Annotated in this window: 11 protein-coding genes and 2 pseudogenes; 7 read left to right on the plus strand and 6 right to left on the minus strand. The window is 54.3% G+C overall.

Features of this window, described 5'->3' with window-relative positions:
* Positions 1 to 221: pseudogene (locus IGQ15_RS10870) on the plus strand (hypothetical protein); the annotation flags it as partial.
* A gap of 859 nt (positions 222 to 1,080) precedes the next feature.
* On the plus strand, positions 1,081 to 2,817 hold the full coding sequence (locus tag IGQ15_RS10875; RefSeq protein WP_297051671.1) for a diflavin flavoprotein: 1,737 nt from the start codon (positions 1,081 to 1,083) through the stop codon (positions 2,815 to 2,817).
* 9 nt (positions 2,818 to 2,826) lie between these two features.
* On the opposite strand, the gene IGQ15_RS10880 is transcribed toward IGQ15_RS10875, so the two are convergent.
* The 4 genes from IGQ15_RS10880 to gyrA form a co-directional block, all read right to left on the minus strand.
* On the minus strand, positions 2,827 to 3,276 hold the full coding sequence (locus tag IGQ15_RS10880) for a hemerythrin family protein (protein ID WP_297051673.1): 450 nt from the start codon (positions 3,274 to 3,276) through the stop codon (positions 2,827 to 2,829).
* A 120-nt stretch (positions 3,277 to 3,396) separates the two neighbouring features.
* Entirely contained in the window at positions 3,397 to 4,479 is a 1,083-nt protein-coding gene (locus IGQ15_RS10885; RefSeq protein ID WP_297051675.1) for a class I SAM-dependent methyltransferase, read from the minus strand.
* Positions 4,480 to 4,528: 49 nt separating this feature from the next.
* Positions 4,529 to 5,518: a hopanoid-associated sugar epimerase gene (gene hpnA, locus IGQ15_RS10890; protein ID WP_297051677.1), complete on the minus strand. Its 990-nt coding sequence runs from the start codon at positions 5,516 to 5,518 to the stop codon at positions 4,529 to 4,531.
* The gene (gene gyrA / locus IGQ15_RS10895) at positions 5,515 to 8,076 is read right to left on the minus strand and encodes a DNA gyrase subunit A (RefSeq protein ID WP_297051679.1); all 2,562 of its coding nucleotides are present in this window, start codon (positions 8,074 to 8,076) and stop codon (positions 5,515 to 5,517) included. Before gyrA ends, hpnA begins: the two co-directional genes overlap by 4 nt.
* Positions 8,077 to 8,455: 379 nt before the next feature.
* Between gyrA and IGQ15_RS10900 the strand changes: the two genes are divergently transcribed.
* The 5 genes from IGQ15_RS10900 to IGQ15_RS10920 all read left to right on the plus strand — a co-directional run bounded on the left by IGQ15_RS10900 (position 8,456) and on the right by IGQ15_RS10920 (position 18,616).
* A complete protein-coding gene (locus tag IGQ15_RS10900) occupies positions 8,456 to 13,081 on the plus strand; it encodes a glutamate synthase-related protein (RefSeq protein ID WP_297051680.1) in 4,626 nt (1,541 codons plus the stop codon).
* 63 nt (positions 13,082 to 13,144) lie between these two features.
* Positions 13,145 to 16,327, plus strand: coding sequence for an ATP-binding protein (locus IGQ15_RS10905; RefSeq protein ID WP_297051682.1), 3,183 nt, complete (start codon positions 13,145 to 13,147; stop codon positions 16,325 to 16,327).
* The gene (gene ureE, locus IGQ15_RS10910) at positions 16,327 to 16,761 is read left to right on the plus strand and encodes an urease accessory protein UreE (protein ID WP_297051684.1); all 435 of its coding nucleotides are present in this window, start codon (positions 16,327 to 16,329) and stop codon (positions 16,759 to 16,761) included. The genes IGQ15_RS10905 and ureE overlap by 1 nt, the downstream gene beginning before the upstream one ends.
* Positions 16,751 to 17,428: an urease accessory protein UreF gene (locus tag IGQ15_RS10915; protein ID WP_297051686.1), complete on the plus strand. Its 678-nt coding sequence runs from the start codon at positions 16,751 to 16,753 to the stop codon at positions 17,426 to 17,428. Before ureE ends, IGQ15_RS10915 begins: the two co-directional genes overlap by 11 nt.
* 12 nt (positions 17,429 to 17,440) lie before the next feature.
* On the plus strand, positions 17,441 to 18,616 hold the full coding sequence (locus IGQ15_RS10920; RefSeq protein WP_297051687.1) for a molybdopterin molybdotransferase MoeA: 1,176 nt from the start codon (positions 17,441 to 17,443) through the stop codon (positions 18,614 to 18,616).
* Between the two features lie 140 nt (positions 18,617 to 18,756).
* Here the strand turns inward: IGQ15_RS10920 and nirA are convergent.
* Positions 18,757 to 19,134 (minus strand): annotated as a pseudogene (nirA, locus tag IGQ15_RS10925) (ferredoxin--nitrite reductase); the annotation flags it as partial.
* Positions 19,135 to 19,481: 347 nt separating this feature from the next.
* Positions 19,482 to 20,756, minus strand: coding sequence for an adenosylhomocysteinase (gene ahcY / locus IGQ15_RS10930; protein WP_363315851.1), 1,275 nt, complete (start codon positions 20,754 to 20,756; stop codon positions 19,482 to 19,484).
* Positions 20,757 to 20,858 lie beyond the last annotated feature (102 nt).

The following is a 20,858-nucleotide window of genomic DNA, read 5'->3' on the forward strand; positions in this document are numbered from 1 at the left end:
GACTCTTACGAGTATTGCATCCTATGCTAATGGGGGGCAGGGGGATAAACTGTATTGATCACTACCGTTCGCCTGCGCGACAGCAGGAACGCTTGCAGGTGCTCTACTGGCTCAAGCCAGGACTTGTCCACCGTCGCCCCCAAATGGCCCAATTGCTCCATCGCAAGGCGTCCACCATGACTTGCTGGCTCAACGCCTATCACCAAGGAGGACGCCAGTAGTTATTGGCAGTTAAGGCGCCCCCCGCAGCCGCCCGCATCATCCCCCACGGGACGGCGGCTGACGTTGCCGGGCCTCAAGCCCCAAGGCCTCTATCAATGGCGGCAACCCACCTTTTGGCTCGATGGTGTCGTCGAGCCTTTGACGGGAGAACACTTTTTCAGGTCGATGACCAGCTCAATGGTCGAGCTTTTCAGGACTTCATTCACAGTATCCCAATGCGGTGTTGGTGGTGCAGATGGATCAAGCTGCTGCCCATCGCGCAAACACCATGAATTGGACACCGACTGTCGTGACACTCCCGAGGTCAATCCCATTGAGCGGTTATGGCAGCATTGCCATGGCAGTCGTTCAAGACACTGGAAGCCCTGCGTCAAAAGCTGCAAGCTGTATTGTCACCAATGACAGCGGGAGTGATTCGTTCTTTGACGGGCTGGTCGTTTATTACACAGTCTTTATTCAGCCTATCTTCGAATTGAATTAGTATGAGACACAATTTTTCGGTAAAAATGGCTGTATTCATTGATTCTGCTTATAAAAGAGATATAAAAACAAAGATCAAAAATAATAAAGCTGACTCTCTTTATTTGATATGATTAGAAAGTATTAAAGTGTTTAAGCATTGACCAATTTCTTGAATCCCAATTACTTAGCAATCTTGCTATTTGAAATAATGATTTCACTATTTGAAAAATGATCAAATAAAACATTAATGATAATGATAAATAAAACATTAATGATAATGATCAAGAATAAAAGTTTTTACTGGCAATTCCCTAGGCTATTAAACTACGTTATAGTGGCAGTGCTATTCGATATTTTCGATAACAGTACCGCAGATAGGTCTTCAGGAGGTGTCCAATGCTCACGGAAGCTCGTCCCCGTGATGTTCAAGTCGCAGAAATTGCGCCTGGGGTTTTGGTCTTGCGATCGCGCACTTGGGATCGGCTGAAGTTTGAAGTAGAGTATGGCCGCCAACAGGGAACTACCTCCAATTCCTACCTCATCCAAGCCCCCCAACCCGCACTTCTAGATCCGCCGGGGGAATCCTTTACCCAGATTTATTTGCAAGAACTCCAGCAGCACATTGATCTCAGTCAACTGCGGTACCTGATTCTTAGTCATGTCAACTCCAACCGTCTTGCGACCGTCAAGGTTTTGCTGGAAAAAGCGCCCCAGATCATTATCGTCTGCTCCAAGGCAGGGGCAGTGACATTTCGCTCCACCCTTGGCGAGCAATTGAATCTCTGGATTCCCCGAGCGGAAACCTCCTTGGAGTTGGGGGGCGATCGCCGTCTGGAATTTATTGCCGCTGCCACGCCCCGCTGGCCCGATGGCTTGATCACCGTTGATCCTCAGAATCAAATTGTGTTCACAGATAAGCTCTTTGGTGCCCATGTCTGTGGCGACAGCCTCTACGATGAGCAGTGGAAAAAACTCGATGAGGATCGTGCCTACTACTTTGAATGTTTGCATGCGGCACAAACCCGCCAAGTGGAAAGTATTTTGGATCGCTTGGCAGAACTGACACCGCCACCGCGCCTCTATGCCCCCGCCCACGGCCCGATTGTCAAGTTTAGCCGTAGCCGCCTCTTTCAGGACTATCGCGACTGGTGCCAAGCCCAAACGGAACAGGACACCAAGGTGGCGCTTTTCTATGCCTCTGCCTATGGCAATACGGCAATTCTAGCCAACGCCATCGCCCAAGCCTTAACCGCAGCCGGCGTTCAAGTGGAGGCCATTAACTGTGAAACCACACCCCCAGCGGAAATGCAAGCCCTGATCCACAGTAGCGACGGCTTTATTATTGGCTCACCCACCCTAGGGGGGCACATGCCAACGCAGGTGCAGACTGCTTTGGGGTTTATCTTGGCCGAGGGCAGCAAAACCAAACTGGCGGGAGTTTTTGGCTCCTATGGCTGGAGCGGTGAGGCCATTGATGACATTGAGCAAAAGCTGCTGGATGCGGGTTATACCCTTGGCTTTGAAACACTGCGGGTAAAGTTTACCCCCACGGCAAGCGATCTCGAAAAGTGCCAAATTGCCGCCAACGAGTTTGCCCAAGCCCTGAAAAAATTGCGCAAGAGCCGCACCGTCCGCCCCCCCAGTCTTGTGGAAGCACAGGTGGATCGCACTGAGCAAGCCGTGAACCGAGTCGTGGGTTCGCTGTGTGTCTTGACAACGCTGCCCGAGGGGTGTTTTCACCTCACGCAAGCAGCGGCTATTTTGGTGTCGTCGGTGTCTCAAGCTTCGTTTAATCCGCCGGGAATTACTGTGTCCTTGCCGCAGGAATGGGCAGAAAGCCTCTGCTTGGTGGGCGATCGCTTTGTGTTGAATATTCTCAAGGAAGGCAGTCCCCTCGTTCGCCAATTTCAGCAGGCGCAACGCCTTGGTGAGCAACAATTAGCCACCCTTGGCCTCAAAAGTGCTGAGAGTGGCGCCCCGATTTTACTCGATGCCCTTGCCTATTTGGAGTGCACGGTGGAGTCCCGCATGAACTGTGGCAACCACTGGCTCATCTACGCCGTGGTCGAGAGTGGTGAGTTGCTGCAAACGAGTGGCTTAACGGCAATTCAACATCGCAAAACCAGCAGTTAGCACGGGAATTTAGAAGGCATTTTTAGCCGTTAATTCAGCCGCTTGTTGCTGCGCTAGCTCCTCGGGATGGGTGAGCAGGTAGAGCATTGGCAGATCTTCTTCGCGAATATGGCGCACCACTAGGGCACCAATCGCCTCAATGGTCTCTGGCGTCAACTTTTCGGGATGGCCCTGGACATCCTCAAGCACCCTACTCAAATCCCGTAGCAGATTTTGGTGAGCAGCACGGTGGGAGAGATAGAGGGGATGGTTAGCAGCAGCCATCAGGGTTTCTTCGTGCTGGAAGTGGCGTTCTGTTTCGCTGGCGCACTCTAGTAACTGCGGCTTCACTTGCGAAAAGGTTGCCCCGTCAGCGATCGCCGAGCGTAACTGCTGCAGCATCTCCAGCAGTGCCTGATGTTCCTGATCCATTTCCGCCAAGCCAGAGACAAACTCCGCTTGCCATGCCAGCCCATCCATCAATTAACCCTCCAGACTGGAACAAGGAAAGGACGTTTTGACGTACTGCCTTCAGCCTAACAGCCCCACATCGCAGGAGGTAGGCACCGTTACAAACCGTAGCGGACTGGCGCTTTTGAGCTAAGAAGCCTTAACGGCGACCCAATACTTACTCATAAAGTGGTGCTGCACCTCTTTGACGACCAGACCCGCCTTTTCTAAGCGGATGTTGAGATCATCTTCAATGTAGTTGCGGTAAAAGGGTTCGTGGAAAAGGTTGGCAAAGTTTTCCATCATCGGGCGCTGCTCTGGGGAATCCAAGGCTTGAATTGAGTCACAGATGACAAAGACGCCCCCCGGCTGGAGAACGCGGGCACATTCATTGATCACGTTTTGGCGCACTGGGGCGGGCAGTTCATGGAAGAGAAAGACGCAGGTGATGGCACTAAAGTAGTTGTCCACGTAGGGAAGGCTCTCGGCATTCCCTTGAATCAGTTGCGGCAAATCCCCGGTCTGGGTAGCAAGAAGCGAGTTGGCCTTACGCAAATAAGTGGGTGACAGATCAATGCCAAAGAGTGCTGCCGCCGGGAAGCCATAGTGCAGTTGTTTCAGGGTGCGACCGGTGCCACAGCCGACATCGAGAATGCGTACGGGTGGCGTAGGAGAATGAGTGGCAAAATGTTGGGCAATGGGAGCAATCACGCGCCGCCGCATCGCATCTGCCGTACCGCCAAAGAGCAGTTCCACTTGAACATCGTAGAGGTTGGCGGAGGTTTCACTGAGGTAGCCGTCGGTTTGGTAGTGGAAGTTTTGGCGATAATACTGCGGATAGTCCTCAAGGCGCACGTCTTTGGCAAACTCCTGAAATTGGCGCGATCGCGCCCGCTGCCACATCTGCGGTAAATCTAGCCACAGCACTGGATAAAAGCGCAAAAACTCTTCCCAAGGGGCATCAAAAAGGAGTGTGGGGGGATACAAGCCAGCCGCTGCATCCTGCCAATCCTGCTGGAGTAGGGCTTCATAACGTTCCTTGAGCCATGCTTGTAACTCAGGGCTAAGGGGTTGCGTCCGCTCTTCGGTGGGAAAGAGGGTATTTAAAAGACGCGCACTCAGGGTTTTGTGGGCGATCGCAAAAATGTTTTTGCCCCATTGCAAGGCTTGATAACCACTGTGAAGCGTCTCTTCCACAAAGGGTAACTGAGAGGCAAAGGGCGCAACCAACATAGCTCTTAACTAAACTTCATAATTTCCATTCCTCACTATATCGCAAACCCTAGGGGCAGTACCCGCGGTCGCGGTACCAAGTCACGGCGTCTCGGAGCGCCTCATCAATCGGCGTCTGGGGCAAGCCCAATTCGGCCACGGCCTTGTGAGCATCGTAAAACATTTTTTGCTGTGCCATTCGCACCCCATCCACAGGAATCGCGGGTGGTTTGCCCAACGCCCCCAGCACCACTTCATCGAACCAAGCCACCACGAGGGGAATCACTACGGGAATTTCACCCAAGGGGCGCGGCAGCCCAGTTATAGCAGCTAACCGTTCTAGAATGTCCGCCAGCGTTAGGTTTTGGTGGCCGAGGATGTAGCGTTCACCGGTTTTGCCTTTTTCCAATGCTAGGAGATGACCGATCGCCACATCCCGCACATGGATCAGGTTCAACCCCGTGTTGACGTAAAAGGGCATCTGTCGCCGTAAAAAGCGCAGGATCATTTCGCCAGTGGGGGTGGGCTTCGCATCCCAAGGGCCAATGGGGGTACTGGGATTGACAATCACAATATCTTGCCCCTGGCGGATCGCCTCGTGAGCCACCTGCTCTGCCCAGTACTTGGAGCGTTTGTACTCGCTAATCAGCTTTTCGGGGGGGCTTTGGTAAGCTTCGGTGGTGGGTTGGCCACTGGGATCAACACCAATAGCGGCTACGGAACTAGTGTAAACGGTGCGCTCAATGCCAGCCTCACGGGCAGCGGCCAAGATGCGACGGGTGCCCTCTACATTAACGACATAGAGCAGGGAGCGATCGCGCCGCCACAGACTGTAGTGGGCTGCAACATGGAAGAGCACTTGGCACCCCTGCATCGGGGCAACGAGGTCACTGGTGCGGAGATCCCCTTGCACCAACTCCACACCCCACGCCTTGAGGTGGGCTGCCTGCTGCGGTTGCCGCACAAGGGCACGGACGTGATACCCGCTTTCTACGAGAACCTGAGCCACATGGGTACCGACAAAGCCACTGGCACCCGTGAGAAAGGCGGTGGTGCTCAATCTTCCTCGGCCTCCATGCTACCGGGGGGCAAGACGGCTGCCGTGACAATCGCATCATCCTCATCTAGGCGTTGCAGACGAACGCCTGTGGCCGATCGCGACTGGGAGGAAATATCCATTGCCTTTTGGCGAATAATGATGCCGCGACTGGTGACAATCATCAATTCATCCTCTGCGTTGACAATCCGCAGAGCCGCCAGTTGATCCTCGTTACTTTTGGCTTTGAACTTGGTGGCGGTAATGCCCATGCCGGCGCGGTTTTGCAGCCGAAACTGTTGCACGGGTACCCGCTTGCCATAGCCATTGGTTGTAATTACCAGTACCCAAGGGCCTTCACTGTGAGTCACTGTCTCCTCAGAGTCTTCAATCTCCCCACTGTCATCCTCAGGGGTGGTGGCAAAGCGGTTGGCGATCGCCGCCGGTAGAATATCCATCCCCACCAGTTCATCCCCCGGCCGCAGGCTCATGGATTTGACCCCCCGCGTGGCGCGGCCAAGGGGGCGCAGTTGATCGTGACTGGCGCGAAAATGAATCGCCATACCCTGCCGCGAGCCGATAATAATGGTGTCCTCTTCGCGGGTACGCCGCACCCACCGCAGTTGATCCCCCTCTTCAAGGGAAATGGCAATCAGGCCATTGGTGCGGATATTGCTAAAAGCTGCCAGTGCCGTTTTCTTAATGAAGCCCTTGCGGGTGAGCATCACCAAATACTCATCTTCCCTAAACTCTTGAACGGCAATGACGGAGGTAATTTTTTCCTCGCGGGGAATAGGCAGCAGTTGGACAATGGGGGTGCCCCGGGCTTGGCGCGAGCCACTGGGAATTTGGTAGGCGGGCAAGGCATAGACTAAACCGCGATCGCTAAAGAAAAGAATGCGATCGTGATCATTACAGCTGAAGAAGTGCTCAACGGCATCATCCTCTTTAATTTCTGCCCCTTTGCGTCCCCGCCCATCGCGACTTTGGGCTTCAAAGGTATCTACGGGCATCCGCTTGATGTAGCCCTGCTGGGTAACGAGAATAACGGATTTATCGTTGGCAATTAAATCGGTGTCGCTAATCTCCCCATCCGCTTGCACAATCAGCGATCGCCGAGGTGTGGCAAACTTGGCCTTGAGTTCTGTGACTTCTTTTTCAATAATCTCCAGCACCCGCTGCCGATTGGCCAAAATATCGCGATAATCGGCAATTTGTCGCTGCAGGTCCGCGTGCTCCCGCTCAATTTTTTCCGCTTCTAAAGCGGTGAGGCGCCGCAGTTGCATCTGCAAAATAGCATCGGCTTGGGCTTCACTGAGGGCATAGGTCTGCATCAATTGCTGGCGAGCAAGGGCCGTGTCACTGGCACTGCGAATGAGTTGAATCACGGCATCAAGATTGGCCAGCGCCACCAGCAATCCTTGGAGCAGGTGATCCCGTTCTTCGGCCTTGCGCAGGGCATAGCGGGTACGGCGGGCGATCGCCTCTTCACGGAAACTAAGGAACACCTCTAAACTGCGCTTGAGGGTCAGCAGTTGCGGCTCACCGTTGACGATCGCCAGCATATTGGCGCCAAAATTCACCTGTAGTGGCGTTTGCTTGTAGAGATTGTTGAGCACCACCTGTGGGTAGGCATCCCGTTTTAGCTCAATCACCACCCGAATCCCCTCGCGATCGCTTTCGTCCCGCAGATCGGCAATGCCCTCAATTTTTTTCTCGTTGACCAACTCGGCAATTTTTTCCATGAGTGCTGCCTTGTTGGTTTGGTAGGGCAACTCCGTAACGATAATTGCCTCGCGGGGTTGGCGACCCGGTGCTTCAAGGGTTTCCATCGTGGCCACGGCGCGCAGCGTAATTGACCCGCGACCGGTGGTGTAGGCCTCTTCAATCCCCTCTTGGCCAAGGATATGCCCCCCGGTGGGAAAATCGGGCCCCGGAATGTAGCGCATGAGCTCGCGATCGCTGATCTGGGGGTTATGAATTAAGGCCACCAGCCCATCCACCAGTTCTCCCAAGTTATGGGGCGGGATATTCGTCGCCATCCCCACGGCAATGCCGGAGGTGCCATTGAGGAGCAACTGGGGAATCCGTGCCGGCAAGACGAGGGGTTCTTGGTGGGAACCATCAAAGTTATCAACAAAGTCAACGGTTTCCTGCTCAATGTCCTGCAACAGGGCTTCTGTGGCCAAGGCTTGCAGCCGACACTCGGTGTAGCGCATCGCTGCCGGCGGATCATTGTCAATGGAGCCAAAGTTGCCATGGCCATCAATGAGGGGGTGACGCATAGAAAAGTCCTGCGCCATCCGCACCAAGGCATCATAGACCGCTGAATCGCCGTGGGGGTGATATTTCCCTAGCACTTCCCCCACCACACGGGCACATTTGCGGAAGGGGCGATCGCTGGTCAGTCCCAACTCGTGCATGGCGTAGAGAATCCGCCGGTGTACCGGCTTGAGACCATCGCGGGCATCGGGAAGGGCACGCCCAACAATGACGCTCATGGCATATTCAAGGTATGAGCGCGAAATTTCGTCCCGCAACTCCGTGGGAATGATCCGAGAAGAATCAGCAGCAAAGCTCATGGGCGTGTTTTACCAAGCAATTAATCTGGAAGCGTTGTTGTTTAGTTGGAAAATTTAATAATATCACGCCAGCCTGAGCGCCAACCTTAACCCCTCTCTGCTGCGGCGTTCTAGCCCTCAAGTCAGCTTCAGCGATCGCTGGTTTGCCAGCTCCTATGGCCAAATCTTAACAATCTCTTGCTTTGGCGTTTCTGGATCCAAGAGAAACCCCTATAATAGCGAAAGACCCTATACGTTGATCCATCACCAGCACTCTCTAATCTCTATACTGTCGCCTTGGCTCCCCCTTTCGAGTCGTGGCGTTTTTCAGTCCCTAGAGCAGGTTGCTGTTGCCCAGACAACGTTTTTATCCCTCAGTCGATTGAACGCTTTCAGACCCATGCAACAATCCACCTTTTCTTCCCCCGTGCATCCAGTTGGTTACCATGGACAGCCTTGGCTTGTGGCCGAGCGAGATGCCTGTGGTGTGGGTTTTGTTGCCCATCGCAAGGGGGTGGCCAGTCACCGCATCTTGACCCAAGCCCTTGAGGGATTGACCTGCCTTGAACACCGCGGGGGCTGTAGTGCCGATCGCGACTCTGGGGATGGTGCGGGCATCATGACGGCCATTCCGTGGGAGTTGTTGCCGGAGTTTGGCATTCCCCGCCAGCGGATTGGGGTGGGGATGATCTTTTTGCCCCAAGGGGCGGCAACAGCAGCGGCCAAATCCATTGTGGAAAAAATCCTCAGTGAGAATGAACTGCGCCTATTGGGCTGGCGACCGGTGCCTGTAAACCCCAGTGTGTTGGGGGTGCAAGCCAAACAAAATCAGCCCCAGATTGAGCAGCTTTTTGTGGCTTCGAGCAAAGCCAGTGGCGATGAATTAGAGCGGCAGCTCTATTTGACCCGCAAGCGCATTGAGCGGATGATCGCCCAAACCAAAGCGGATTGGCGACAGGATTTTTATATCTGTTCCTTCTCGACCCGCACGATTGTCTATAAGGGCATGGTGCGATCGGTGGTGCTGGCGCAGTTTTATGACGATCTGCGGAACCCCAACTACATCACCCCCTTTGCCCTCTACCACCGTCGCTTTAGTACCAACACCATGCCCAAGTGGCCCTTGGCTCAGCCGATGCGGATGCTGGGGCACAACGGCGAAATCAATACCCTCTTGGGCAATATCAACTGGATGCGGGCACGGGCAGCCCAACTGAGCCATCCCTATTGGGGGGAAGCCTTTGCGGATCTCATGCCGATTGTCGATGCCGAAAACAGTGACTCTGCCAACCTCGACAACGTCCTTGAATTGCTGGTGCGATCGGGACGACAGCCCTTGCAAGCGATGATGATGCTGGTTCCCGAGGCCTATCAAAATCAGCCCGATTTGGCGGATTACCCAGAGGTGGTGGACTTTTACGAATACTACAGTGGCATTCAAGAGGCCTGGGATGGTCCTGCATTGGTGGCCTTTTCCGATGGCAAAATTGTCGGTGCCACCCTTGATCGCAATGGCCTACGCCCCGCCCGCTACACCCTCACCAATGACGATCTCGTGATTGTCTCTTCCGAAGCAGGCAGCATTCAAATTGATGAAGCAACGGTGATTGAAAAAGGCCGCCTCGGCCCCGGGCAGATGATTGCCGTTGACTTGGAGCACCAAGAACTCCTCACCAACTGGGAAATCAAACAGCGGGTGGCGCAGCAGCAGCCCTACGGCGAATGGCTGAAAACCTATCGCCAAGAACTTGCGCCTCAACCCTACGGCGAAACCCTCACCCTCGAAAGCCAGACTTGCCTACAACAGCAAATGGCCTTTGGCTTTAGTGCCGAAGATGTGGAGATGATTATTGAGGCCATGGCCAAGGATGGCAAGGAACCCACCTTCTGCATGGGGGATGACATTCCCTTGGCGGTGCTGTCGCAGCAACCCCACCTGCTCTACGACTACTTCAAGCAGCGCTTTGCCCAAGTCACCAATCCCGCCATTGATCCGCTGCGGGAAAAACTGGTGATGTCCTTGGTGACTCGCTTGGGTAAGCGGGGAAATCTGCTCATTGAAAGCCCAGAAGATGCCCGCCTGCTGCAACTCAATTCACCCCTAATCAACGAAGCGGAGCTAGAGGAGATTCTCAGAGCACCCTTTGGTACGACCCGCCTTTCGACCCAGTTTGCGATCGCCCAAGGACCTGCCGGTCTCGAGGCCGCTGTAAATCGGCTCTGTGAACAGGCCGCCGTCGCAGTCAAGGGAGGCACTGAAATCCTTGTGCTGAGCGATCGCCACAACCTTGCTGGCGAACCCCATCTTTTGGATGCCGACACGTCCTATATCCCACCCCTATTGGCTGTGGGGGCAGTGCACCACCATTTGATTGCCCAGGGCATTCGCCGTCGTGTCTCCCTTGTGGTGGAAACAGCCCAATGCTGGAGTACCCATCACTTTGCCTGCCTCATTGGTTATGGCGCGGGGGCCGTGTGTCCCTACTTGACATGGGAAACGATTCGCCAGTGGTGGCATAGCGATCGCACCCAAAGCCTGATGGCCAAGGGCAAACTGGCGCAACTGACCCTGCAACAGGTGCAAGCCAACTATCGCAAAGCGGTCGAGGAGGGACTCCTGAAAATCCTCTCCAAGATGGGGATCTCTCTGATTGCCAGCTATCGGGGTGCTCAAATTTTTGAGGCCATTGGCATTGGTGATGACCTGCTCAACAAAGCCTTCATTGGCACCACGTCGCGGGTGGGGGGTCTCACGCTCCAAGACTTGGCCCAAGAAACAATTGCTTTTCACCACAAGGCCTTCCCCGAACTCACCGCCAAGAAACTAGAGAACTTTGGCTTTGTCCAATTCCGTCCCGGTGGCGAGTACCACATGAATAATCCGGAGATGGCCAAGGCACTCCACAAAGCCGTGAGCAGCAATAGCTATGACCATTACGAGGTCTATCGCCGTCAACTCACCAGTCGGGTACCCACGGCACTGCGGGATTTGCTGGACTTCCAGAGCGATCGCCCCAGTATTCCCCTCGAGGAGGTTGAACCCGCCAGTGAAATTGTCAAACGCTTCTGCACAGGGGGCATGTCCTTGGGGGCTCTCTCGCGGGAAGCCCACGAGGTGCTGGCGATCGCCATGAACCGTCTTGGCGGTAAATCCAACTCTGGCGAGGGGGGCGAAGATCCAATTCGCTTCCAAGTGCTGACGGATGTGGATGCTGAGGGGCACTCTCCCCAATTTCCCCATCTGCGGGGCTTGCGCAACGGTGATACCGCCAGTTCCGCCATTAAACAGGTGGCCTCTGGCCGCTTTGGCGTTACTCCGGAGTATTTGATCAATGCCCAGCAAATTGAAATCAAGATTGCCCAGGGCGCAAAACCGGGGGAAGGCGGTCAACTGCCGGGCACGAAAGTTAGCCCCTACATTGCCATGCTGCGGCGATCGAAGCCGGGCGTGTCCTTAATTTCACCCCCACCCCACCACGACATTTACTCCATTGAGGATTTGGCGCAACTGATCTTTGATCTGCACCAGATTAATCCCCAAGCGCAAGTCTCCGTGAAGCTAGTGGCGGAAATTGGCATTGGTACGATTGCCGCTGGGGTAGCAAAAGCCAACGCCGATGTGATTCAAATTTCCGGTCACGACGGTGGCACCGGTGCTTCACCCCTGAGTTCGATTAAGCATGCTGGCAGTCCGTGGGAATTGGGGCTGACGGAGGTGCACCGCGTTCTTTTGGAAAATCAACTGCGCGATCGCGTGATTCTGCGGGTCGATGGTGGCCTCAAGTGTGGCTGGGATGTGGTCATGGGGGCCCTGATGGGTGCCGAGGAATTTGGCTTTGGCTCAGTGGCAATGATTGCCGAGGGCTGCATCATGGCGCGCATCTGCCACACCAATAACTGTCCCGTGGGCGTGGCCACCCAAAAAGAGGAACTACGCAAGCGTTTCTCCGGCATCCCTGAGCATGTGGTGAACTTCTTCCTCTTTATTGCCGAAGAGGTGCGCTCTATTCTCGCCAAGCTGGGCTACCGCACCCTCAATGAGATCATTGGTCGCGCTGATCTGCTGGTGCCTCGCCAAGATGTCACTCTGACGAAAACTGCCCCCCTCAATCTGGCTTGCCTGACGAAGCTACCGGATACGCGCAGCGATCGTCAGTGGTTGCAGCACGAAACAGTGCACAGTAACGGTGCCGTCCTCGATGATGAAATTTTGGCACGCCCAGAGGTGCAAGCCGCCATTGAGAAGCAGCAAACCGTTGAACTAGAGCTGCCCATTGTCAATACTGATCGCACCGTCGGGGCACGCATTGCCGGTGCCATTGCCAAAAAGTATGGCAATACGGGTTTTGAAGGTCAGATTACCCTCAACTTCCGCGGCAGTGCTGGCCAGAGCTTTGGCGCCTTCAACCTGCCGGGGATGATCCTCAACCTCACAGGCGAAGCCAATGACTATGTTGGCAAAGGCATGCACGGCGGTGAAATTATTATCAAGCCCCCCGCTAATGCCCCTTATGCGGCTGCGGACAATGTCATTATTGGCAATACCTGCCTCTATGGCGCTACGGGTGGATTCCTCTTTGCCAACGGCCGTGCCGGTGAGCGATTTGCTGTTCGCAACTCCAAAGCCTCTGCCGTTGTCGAGGGCACAGGAGACCACTGCTGCGAATACATGACCGGTGGGGTGGTCGTGGTCTTGGGCACCACCGGTCGCAATGTGGGTGCCGGTATGACTGGTGGCTTGGCCTACATCTTGGATGAAGCAGGCACCTTCCCCGCCAAGGTCAATCCTGAGATTGTCAAAATTCAGCGGGTCACCTCTGCTATTGGTGCCGCCCAACTCAAACAACTGATTACTGCCCACCACGAGCGCACAGGAAGCGCCAAAGCCGCAATAATTTTGGAGCAGTGGGAGCGCTATTTACCCCTCTTCTGGCAGGTGGTGCCGCCTTCGGAAACCAATACCCCCGAAGTGGTGGGTGAGGTGGCCACTGACAGCGACAGCAAAGTGCTCAGTCCCCTTTCCTAGAGAGAGGATTCGCCGTTTTAGGCGGCCTAAAATTAAGGGGAAAGCCTAGGGAGGGCGATCGCCATGCTGAGCAAGCTATCCTTTCGCCATAAGCTCTTGCTGGCGACCCTCTTGCCCATTGTTGTCATCTACACAGGCCTGTTTTTCTACATTCGCGGGCGGGTGATTCGCCGCAGTACCGCTGATTATGAAGAATGGCAGCAGGCCATGGTATCGCTCTATGCCACCCAATTTGATGACAACCTAGAGCAGATGGTGGAGTTGGCAACGGCCAGTGCCCATGCCCTAGAGACCTTCCCGCTCGCGAGTGAGCAGCAACTGTATTCATTTCTGCGCCGCAATGTGGAAATGAATCATCTGGCCTATGGCATGGCGATCGCCTTTACCCCCTACAGCTTTTCCCCTCGTAAACGGCTCTTTGCCCCCTACGTTTATAAAAACAACGGCACCCTGGTACAAAAAGACACCGGCCGCATCTACGACTACACGCAGCCGAGATGGGACTGGTATAGCGAAGCAATCCGCACTGGCCAATCCCGCTGGAGTGATCCCTACTTTGATGAGGGGGCAGGGGATGTCTGGAGGGTGACCTATGCCGTTCCCTTTCGTCGTCAGGGGAAAGTGCGAGGGGTGGCCACAGTGGATGTGGCACTGGAAACGCTGCAAAGACAAATGCATATCCAAGGCCTGAAGGAGGAGCAATTTTTTGTTTTGGATCGCAAGGGACGGATTATCTTTCACGGCGATCCTCAGTTCATTGGCCAGTCCATTTTCTACATTGCCAAAGAAGAAAATCGCAGTGATCTTGAGGCCTTGGGCAGAGCCATGGTCAGCGGCCAAAGTGGCCATCTGCGGATGCGGGATTGGACTTCCAATGAGCGGCAATGGGTCTTTTACACCCCGATTTCCCAAGCCGGCTGGAGTCTGGCAATTCGCCTCAATGAAGCGATCCTCTTGGCCTTTATCCACGAGGAAACACGGGCGGGGCTGCTCATTCTCGTCGTCTCTTTCTGTCTCATTAGTCTGGTGACGTGGGGAGTCACAGGCTACATGGTGCGCCCGATTCAGCAGTTGGATGCAGCAGCGCACAAAATTGCTGTGGGGGATCTCGCAATTGAAGGGGATGTGGACACCCACAGCCAAGATGAAGTGGGGAACTTGGGGCGAACCTTTCTCGATATGGCGGGGCAACTCCAAGAGAGTTTTGCTGAACTGCATCGCTTTAATCAACGCCTGGAAGAAGAAGTGATGCACCGTACTGCTGCCCTTGAGGCGGCCAATCAACAACTGCTCGAAAAAGAACGAGTGCTCCATGACCACAATGTGGCTCTTGTGCAACTCAGCCAATCTCCCCACGTACAGCAGGGGCACTTTCGCATGGCCTTGCAGGAGATTATTCAGGTAACCGCGACAACACTGCGCGTCCAGCGGGCTTCGGCGTGGGAACTCCAAGGCAATCGCCTCAAGTGTGTTGTGCAATACGACCCTGCTGCCAATCACCATACCCAACCCACCTACCTCACCCAACCCCCCTATCCGGAGTACTTGAAACTGCTGCGCAGCGGGGAACCCCTCGTGGTTAATGATTTACTCACGGATCCGCGCACCCACGAACTGCGGGAGTATGCCAAACTCCAACGGGTGTATTCCCGCATTGATGCCCCGATCATCTTCAATGGCCAATTATTGGGGGCGATCTGTGTTGAGAGTATTGGCGAGCATCGGGTTTGGCTGGTGGAGGAACGCAGCTTCGTCTCCAATGTGGCGGATATTGTCACAATTGCCCTTGCGGCCCATCAACGCCATCAAGCGGAGCGGGAGCTACTTAAGGCCAAAGAGGCAGCAGAGGCGGCCAACAAAGCCAAAAGTATTTTCCTGGCCAATATGAGCCATGAACTGCGCACCCCCCTCAATGCCATTCTCGGCTTTAGTCAAATTTTGCTCAGCGATCGCACCCTGACGCCACAGCAGCGGCAAACCCTTGAAAAGATCAACCGCAGCGGTGAACACCTTTTGGGTTTGATTAACGATGTCCTTGACATGGCCAAAATTGAGGCTGGGCGCATCACACTTCAGGAAACCACCTTTGATCTGCGGCGCATGTTGCAAACCCTCGAAGAAATGCTAAAGGTGCGAGCTGAAGCTAAAGGGTTGCGTCTGGTCTTTGATTTGCCTGCTAATTTGCCTGTGGCGGTGACTACCGATGAAATGAAGCTCCGCCAAGTGCTGGTCAACCTCTTGGGCAATGGCATTAAATTCACCAAAGAGGGGGGCGTCTCCCTCAAGGTCAGCTATAAGGCGCAGGAACCCCCGCGACTTGCCTTTGAAGTCAGTGATACGGGTATTGGCATGACCTCGGCAGAGTTGAAAATGCTCTTTCAGCCCTTTGTCCAAACCGATAGCAGTAAAAAAGTCAGTGAAGGCACTGGTCTGGGGTTAGCCATTAGTCGCCAGTTTGTGCAATTGATGGGGGGCGATATTCAGGTGCGCAGCACCAAAGGTCAGGGAAGTCACTTTTACTTCGAGATCAACATTGGCCTTGGGGATCCCCAAGCGCTAGAGGAGGAAACGGCACAAACCGTTGTTGGCCTGCGATCGCCCACCTCAGAAGTCCGCATTCTGGTGGTAGATGATATTCCTGAAAACCGCCAACTCCTCACTCAACTCCTAGAACCGGTGGGCTTTTGCTGTCAAGAAGCCAGCAATGGTCAAGAGGCGGTGGAGATCTGGCGAGAATGGCAGCCCCATGCCATTCTCATGGATATTCGCATGCCTGTGATGGATGGTAAAACGGCAACACGACAGATCAAAAAAGAAGTGGGCGATCGCCTGCGGCGCGGCGAAGCCGTCTGCCCCCCAAAAATTCTGGCGGTGACCGCCAGTAGCTTTGAGCAGGACAAACAGGAGCTGCTGAATCTCGGTTGTGATGACTACATTGCTAAGCCCTTCCGTCCGCAAACGATTTTTGAACGACTCGCCGCCCAGTTAAATCTAGAGTATGTCTACGAGGATGCTCTGCCCCCTGCGAGTGCCCCCCGTCCTCAGGTGCTGGATCCAGCCGCCCTAATGGTGATGCCCCGCCCTTGGATTGCTGAACTCCAAGAAGCCGCCAAAAAGCTCGATGGCAAGCGCATTCGCGAACTGATTGCTGAAATCCCACCCGAAGAAGCCGCCTTGATTGCAGGCCTTCAGCAACTGGTGAAAACATTCCGCTTTGATAAAATTATTGAATTAACGCTGGTTTGATGTTCACACTGACGCAACTTTGCACTACAACTTTGGAAAATGCCCGTCAGCTGCACCTCTCATTGACCGCAGAGGAACGCTGTCGCAGTCGTCTCCATTGCCACAGTGATGAGGGAGAATCCCTCTATCTGAAGTTGCCGCGTGGCATCACTCTACAGCCGGGCGATCGCCTTCAGAACGAGGACGGCACGGTGGTAGTCACGGTTTACGCTAAACCCGAACCCACATTAAAGGTGATGGCCGCCACTCCCCTTGGCCTTCTACAGGCGGCTTACCATCTCGGGAATCGCCACGTCCCCTTGGAAATTCACACTGATTATCTCCGCTTGGGGGCAGATTCCGTGTTGCAAACCATGCTGGAACAGCGCGGCTTGACGGTGACCTTTGAAGTGGCTCCCTTTTGTCCTGAACGCGGTGCTTACCATGCTCACTGATTCAGCGCTGTTAACCTTGTTGCAGTGGGTGAGTCCTGCTTTGCCCATTGGCGGCTTTAACTACTCCGAGGGCTTGGAGACCCTGATTGCCCAAGGCAAAATCACCTCAGCAGCAACCGTACAGGACTGGCTCAGCTTTGAACTGACCTTTGGCAGTGCCCACTTAGAAACAGCAGTGATGGTGCGGGTCTATGGGGCGATCGCCAAGGCTGATTTTGATGCCGTTCACCAGTGGAATGCGTGGCTCTCGGCTGCCCGGGAAAGCGCCGAACTGCGTGCCCAAAATTGGCAAATGGGAACAGCATTGATCAACCTCGTGGCTGTCCTCGATCGCCTACCGCCAGAACTTCAGACTGGGCAGCCCTACCCTTGGAATGTCAGTGTTGCCTTTTGCATTGCCGCTACCCTTGCCGACATTCCCCTAGAAACCGCCCTTTTAGGCTATCTCCACAGTTGGGTCACCACCCTGATCAATGCAGCGGTGAAACTCATTCCCCTTGGCCAAACGGCGGGTCAAGTTCTCCTGCGTCAACTTCAGCCCCACATCCAGCAGACGGTGCAGCAGAGCTTGAAGGTGACTGATGATAACTTAGAAAGCTCTACCTTGGGCTTAGCCCTCGCCAGTATGCAGCACGAAACGCTCTACTGCCGCCTATTTCGGAGTTAACGTGTATAGCAAATGATTTCCGTTGAAACAGCCGTTGACCTGATTCAGCAACATTTGCCCGATTGGGGTACAGAGACCACCCCTTTGACTGAGCCTCGGTACAGCCGACTGGCGGAAGCCATTAGCAGCGATCGCCCCTACCCGCCCATTGACCGCATCATGATGGACGGGATTGCACTGCGATGGGCAGCCTATGAATCTGGTCAGCGCGCCTTTCCAATTTTGGGAGTTGTCCCTGCTGGTGAGGTTCCTCCCATGTTGACGGATCCACAGGCCTGCTTTGAAGTGATGACTGGTGCCGCATTGCCCCAAGGCTGCGATCTGGTTATTCCCTATGAAGTCCTAGAGATTCGAGACGGCATGGCCTATATCCGCCACCCCGAACCTTGGTCGCCCTATCAATTTGTCCACCGCTGTGGCAGTGATGCGCCGGCGGGTCAACAGGTGCTTGCGGCAGGTACCCCGCTACACAGTCCGGCTTGGGGCATCCTCGCCTCTGTGGGACAGACCGAAGTTCGTGTGCAGCGCAGGCCACGCACGCAAATTGTTGCCACAGGTAATGAACTGCTTCCCCCAGATCACGTGCCGCAACCCCATCAACTCCGCCTCTCCAATGCCTACGCTCTAATGGCTGCCCTCAAGCGCCAAGGGTATACCCACCTCAGTGTCACCCATTTGCCCGATGATCCAGCGCAATTGACAGCCCATTATCGCCAAGCTTGCCAAGATTACGACCTTTTGATTTACTGCGGTGGCGTTTCCAAAGGTAAGTTTGATTACTTACCCCAACTGTGGCGGGATCATGGGGTACACCAATATATCCACGGTGTTGCTCAGCGGCCCGGAAAACCCCTCTGGTTTGGCGTGGATCACACTCAGCAAACGGCGGTCTTTGGTTTGCCTGGGAACCCCGTCTCTAGTTTGGTGTGCTTACACCGCTATGTACTGGATCTCCCGCTTCTGTATGCCCGCTTGGCCATTCCCTTCTCTTTTGAGAAGCCCTTAACCTACTTTTTACCCGTTAAACTAGAAACAACAAACACCGCCGAACTGATTGCCCACCCCCGTCTGATGCAAAATTCTGGTGACTTTTTGGCCTTGGCTGACACTGATGGGTTTCTAGAACTCCCCGCCTCTCAAGCCGTGTTTGCCGCTGGGGCATGCTATCGCTATTTTCCATGGAGTTAGGACTGAGAGGTATGGCTACTCCCGATCTCAACCAGGGTTTGATCGATGCCCAAGGGCGACAAATTCGTAAGTTGCGTCTATCGGTCACTGATCGCTGTAATTTGCGCTGTATCTACTGTATGCCGGTGGAGGCGGCCTTTATCCATTCCCGATTGAACCGAGGTGAGGCCACAGGCTTGGAGCCGCTCTATGATTTCGGGAATATCTTCGATGGGTAAACCACGAATCTGAATGTTTTGACGGGTAGTGATGTCCCCGTTGCCATTCTCGCCATAGCGATTGACAATTTCGCCGAGAGTTCGCAGTTGTTGGCTCGTGAGAATGCCATTCGGTACCCGTAGCCGCATCATGAACCGGCCGGGGGTAACAGGCCGAAAGAAAATCCCTAGCCACTTCAGGCGCACGTCGCGATCGGCTTCTGGGATGTTTTCCCAGCCCATAGCTGCAAACTTCTCTAGCTCTTGTTTAACCGCTAAGCCATCTTTTTCTTTTTTAATGGCTTCAATTTTGTTGCTCACGGTTGTTGCCCTTGTCTTCAACGGGTTACTTGAACACCCAATCTTAGACAGGTCAACTATGAATATTTGTAAATTTTGCTACATTTTTCTTGTCTTCATACAGTTTTCGTATTAAGTCTATGCTGAAGTTGCATCTATCGCGAATCCAATAAAGAGTTGTTAGGTAATCCCGGTTTTGAACCGTGCCCCCAAGGTCAGCCGCATGATCCCTCTCGCTTCAACCCGCCGAATCAGGTGGATCCCCCTCGTGATCCCAACCGTTAAAAATGGGGTCAGGGTTCGCAGCTTCACTGACCTCGCTCAAGAAGGGTAACTGATTCAGCATTGGAGACGATTTGATGGGAGGACTAGGTACCGCAAGTCCAAGAGTTCATGTACTCCACCTGCTCAGGGGTGAGGGTGTCAATGGCAATGCCCATTGCTTGCAGTTTTAAGCGGGCAATTTCTTGATCCACGGCGGCGGGAATGGAGTGGATACCGGCAGCCAACTGACCTTTATATTTCACGAGGTACTCACAGCCAAGGGCTTGGTTGGCAAAGCTCATATCCATGACGCTGGCGGGGTGGCCTTCGGCAGCCGCAAGGTTAATCAGGCGGCCTTCACCCAACACAATGATGGATTTGCCACTGGGGAGAATGTATTCCTCGGTGAAGTTGCGCACGACGCGGATTTCCTTGGCGAGGGTTTTCAAGGTGGCGAGGTCAATTTCAATGTCAAAGTGACCGGAGTTGGCTACCATTGCCCCATCTTTCATAACGGCAAAGTGCTCCGCCCGAATCACGTGCTTATTCCCCGTCACGGTGATGAAAATATCTCCAAGGGGCGCTGCCTCGAGCATGGGCATGACACGGAAGCCATCCATCACTGCTTCAATGGCACGCACGGGATCAATTTCGGTGACGATCACATTGGCACCCATGCCCCGTGCCCGTAGGGCGGTTCCTTTACCGCACCAGCCATAGCCAGCAACGACAACAGTTTTCCCCGCTAGGAGAATGTTCGTTGCTCGAATGATGCCATCTAGGGTGGATTGACCGGTGCCGTAGCGGTTGTCAAAGAAGTGTTTGGTGTCGGCATCGTTGACGTTAATGGCGGGGAAGGTGAGGACGCCATCGCGGAACATGGCCTTGAGGCGCACAATACCAGTGGTGGTTTCTTCGGTGGTGCCAATAATGTCGCTGAGTTGGTGCTGGCGCTCTTTGACAAGGGTGGCAACCACATCACAGCCGTCATCAATGATGATGTTGGGACGGTGATCAAGGGCAACGTTGACGTGGCGCATATAGGTAGCGGTGTCTTCCCCTTTTTGGGCAAAGACCGGAATGCCATAGTTCACGACTAGGCTAGCGGCGACATCGTCTTGGGTGGAGAGGGGATTACTGGCAATGAGAACAGCGTCAGCACCGCCGGCTTTGAGGGCGATCGCCAGATTGGCAGTTTCAGTGGTTACGTGGCAGCAGGCGGCCAAGCGAATGCCCGCAAGGGGCTTTTCTTTCTCAAAGCGATCGCGAATCTGGCGCAGCACTGGCATCTCCCGACTGGCCCATTCGATGCGTTGCTGCCCTAAAGGCGCAAGGCTCAAATCTTTGACATCGTGACGAACGGGGGCTTCAGGTTTAATCGGAGAAGACACCATACTGCGGTTCCTGAAAAAAGGTTACGGCTTCCCATTATAGGAGTGATGTGGGCAGGCTAAAACCCCTCCGCTTCAGCGAGGGGATAC

The organism is Thermosynechococcus sp. M98_K2018_005 (assembly GCF_015295825.1).
Taxonomy (GTDB): domain Bacteria; phylum Cyanobacteriota; class Cyanobacteriia; order Thermosynechococcales; family Thermosynechococcaceae; genus Thermosynechococcus.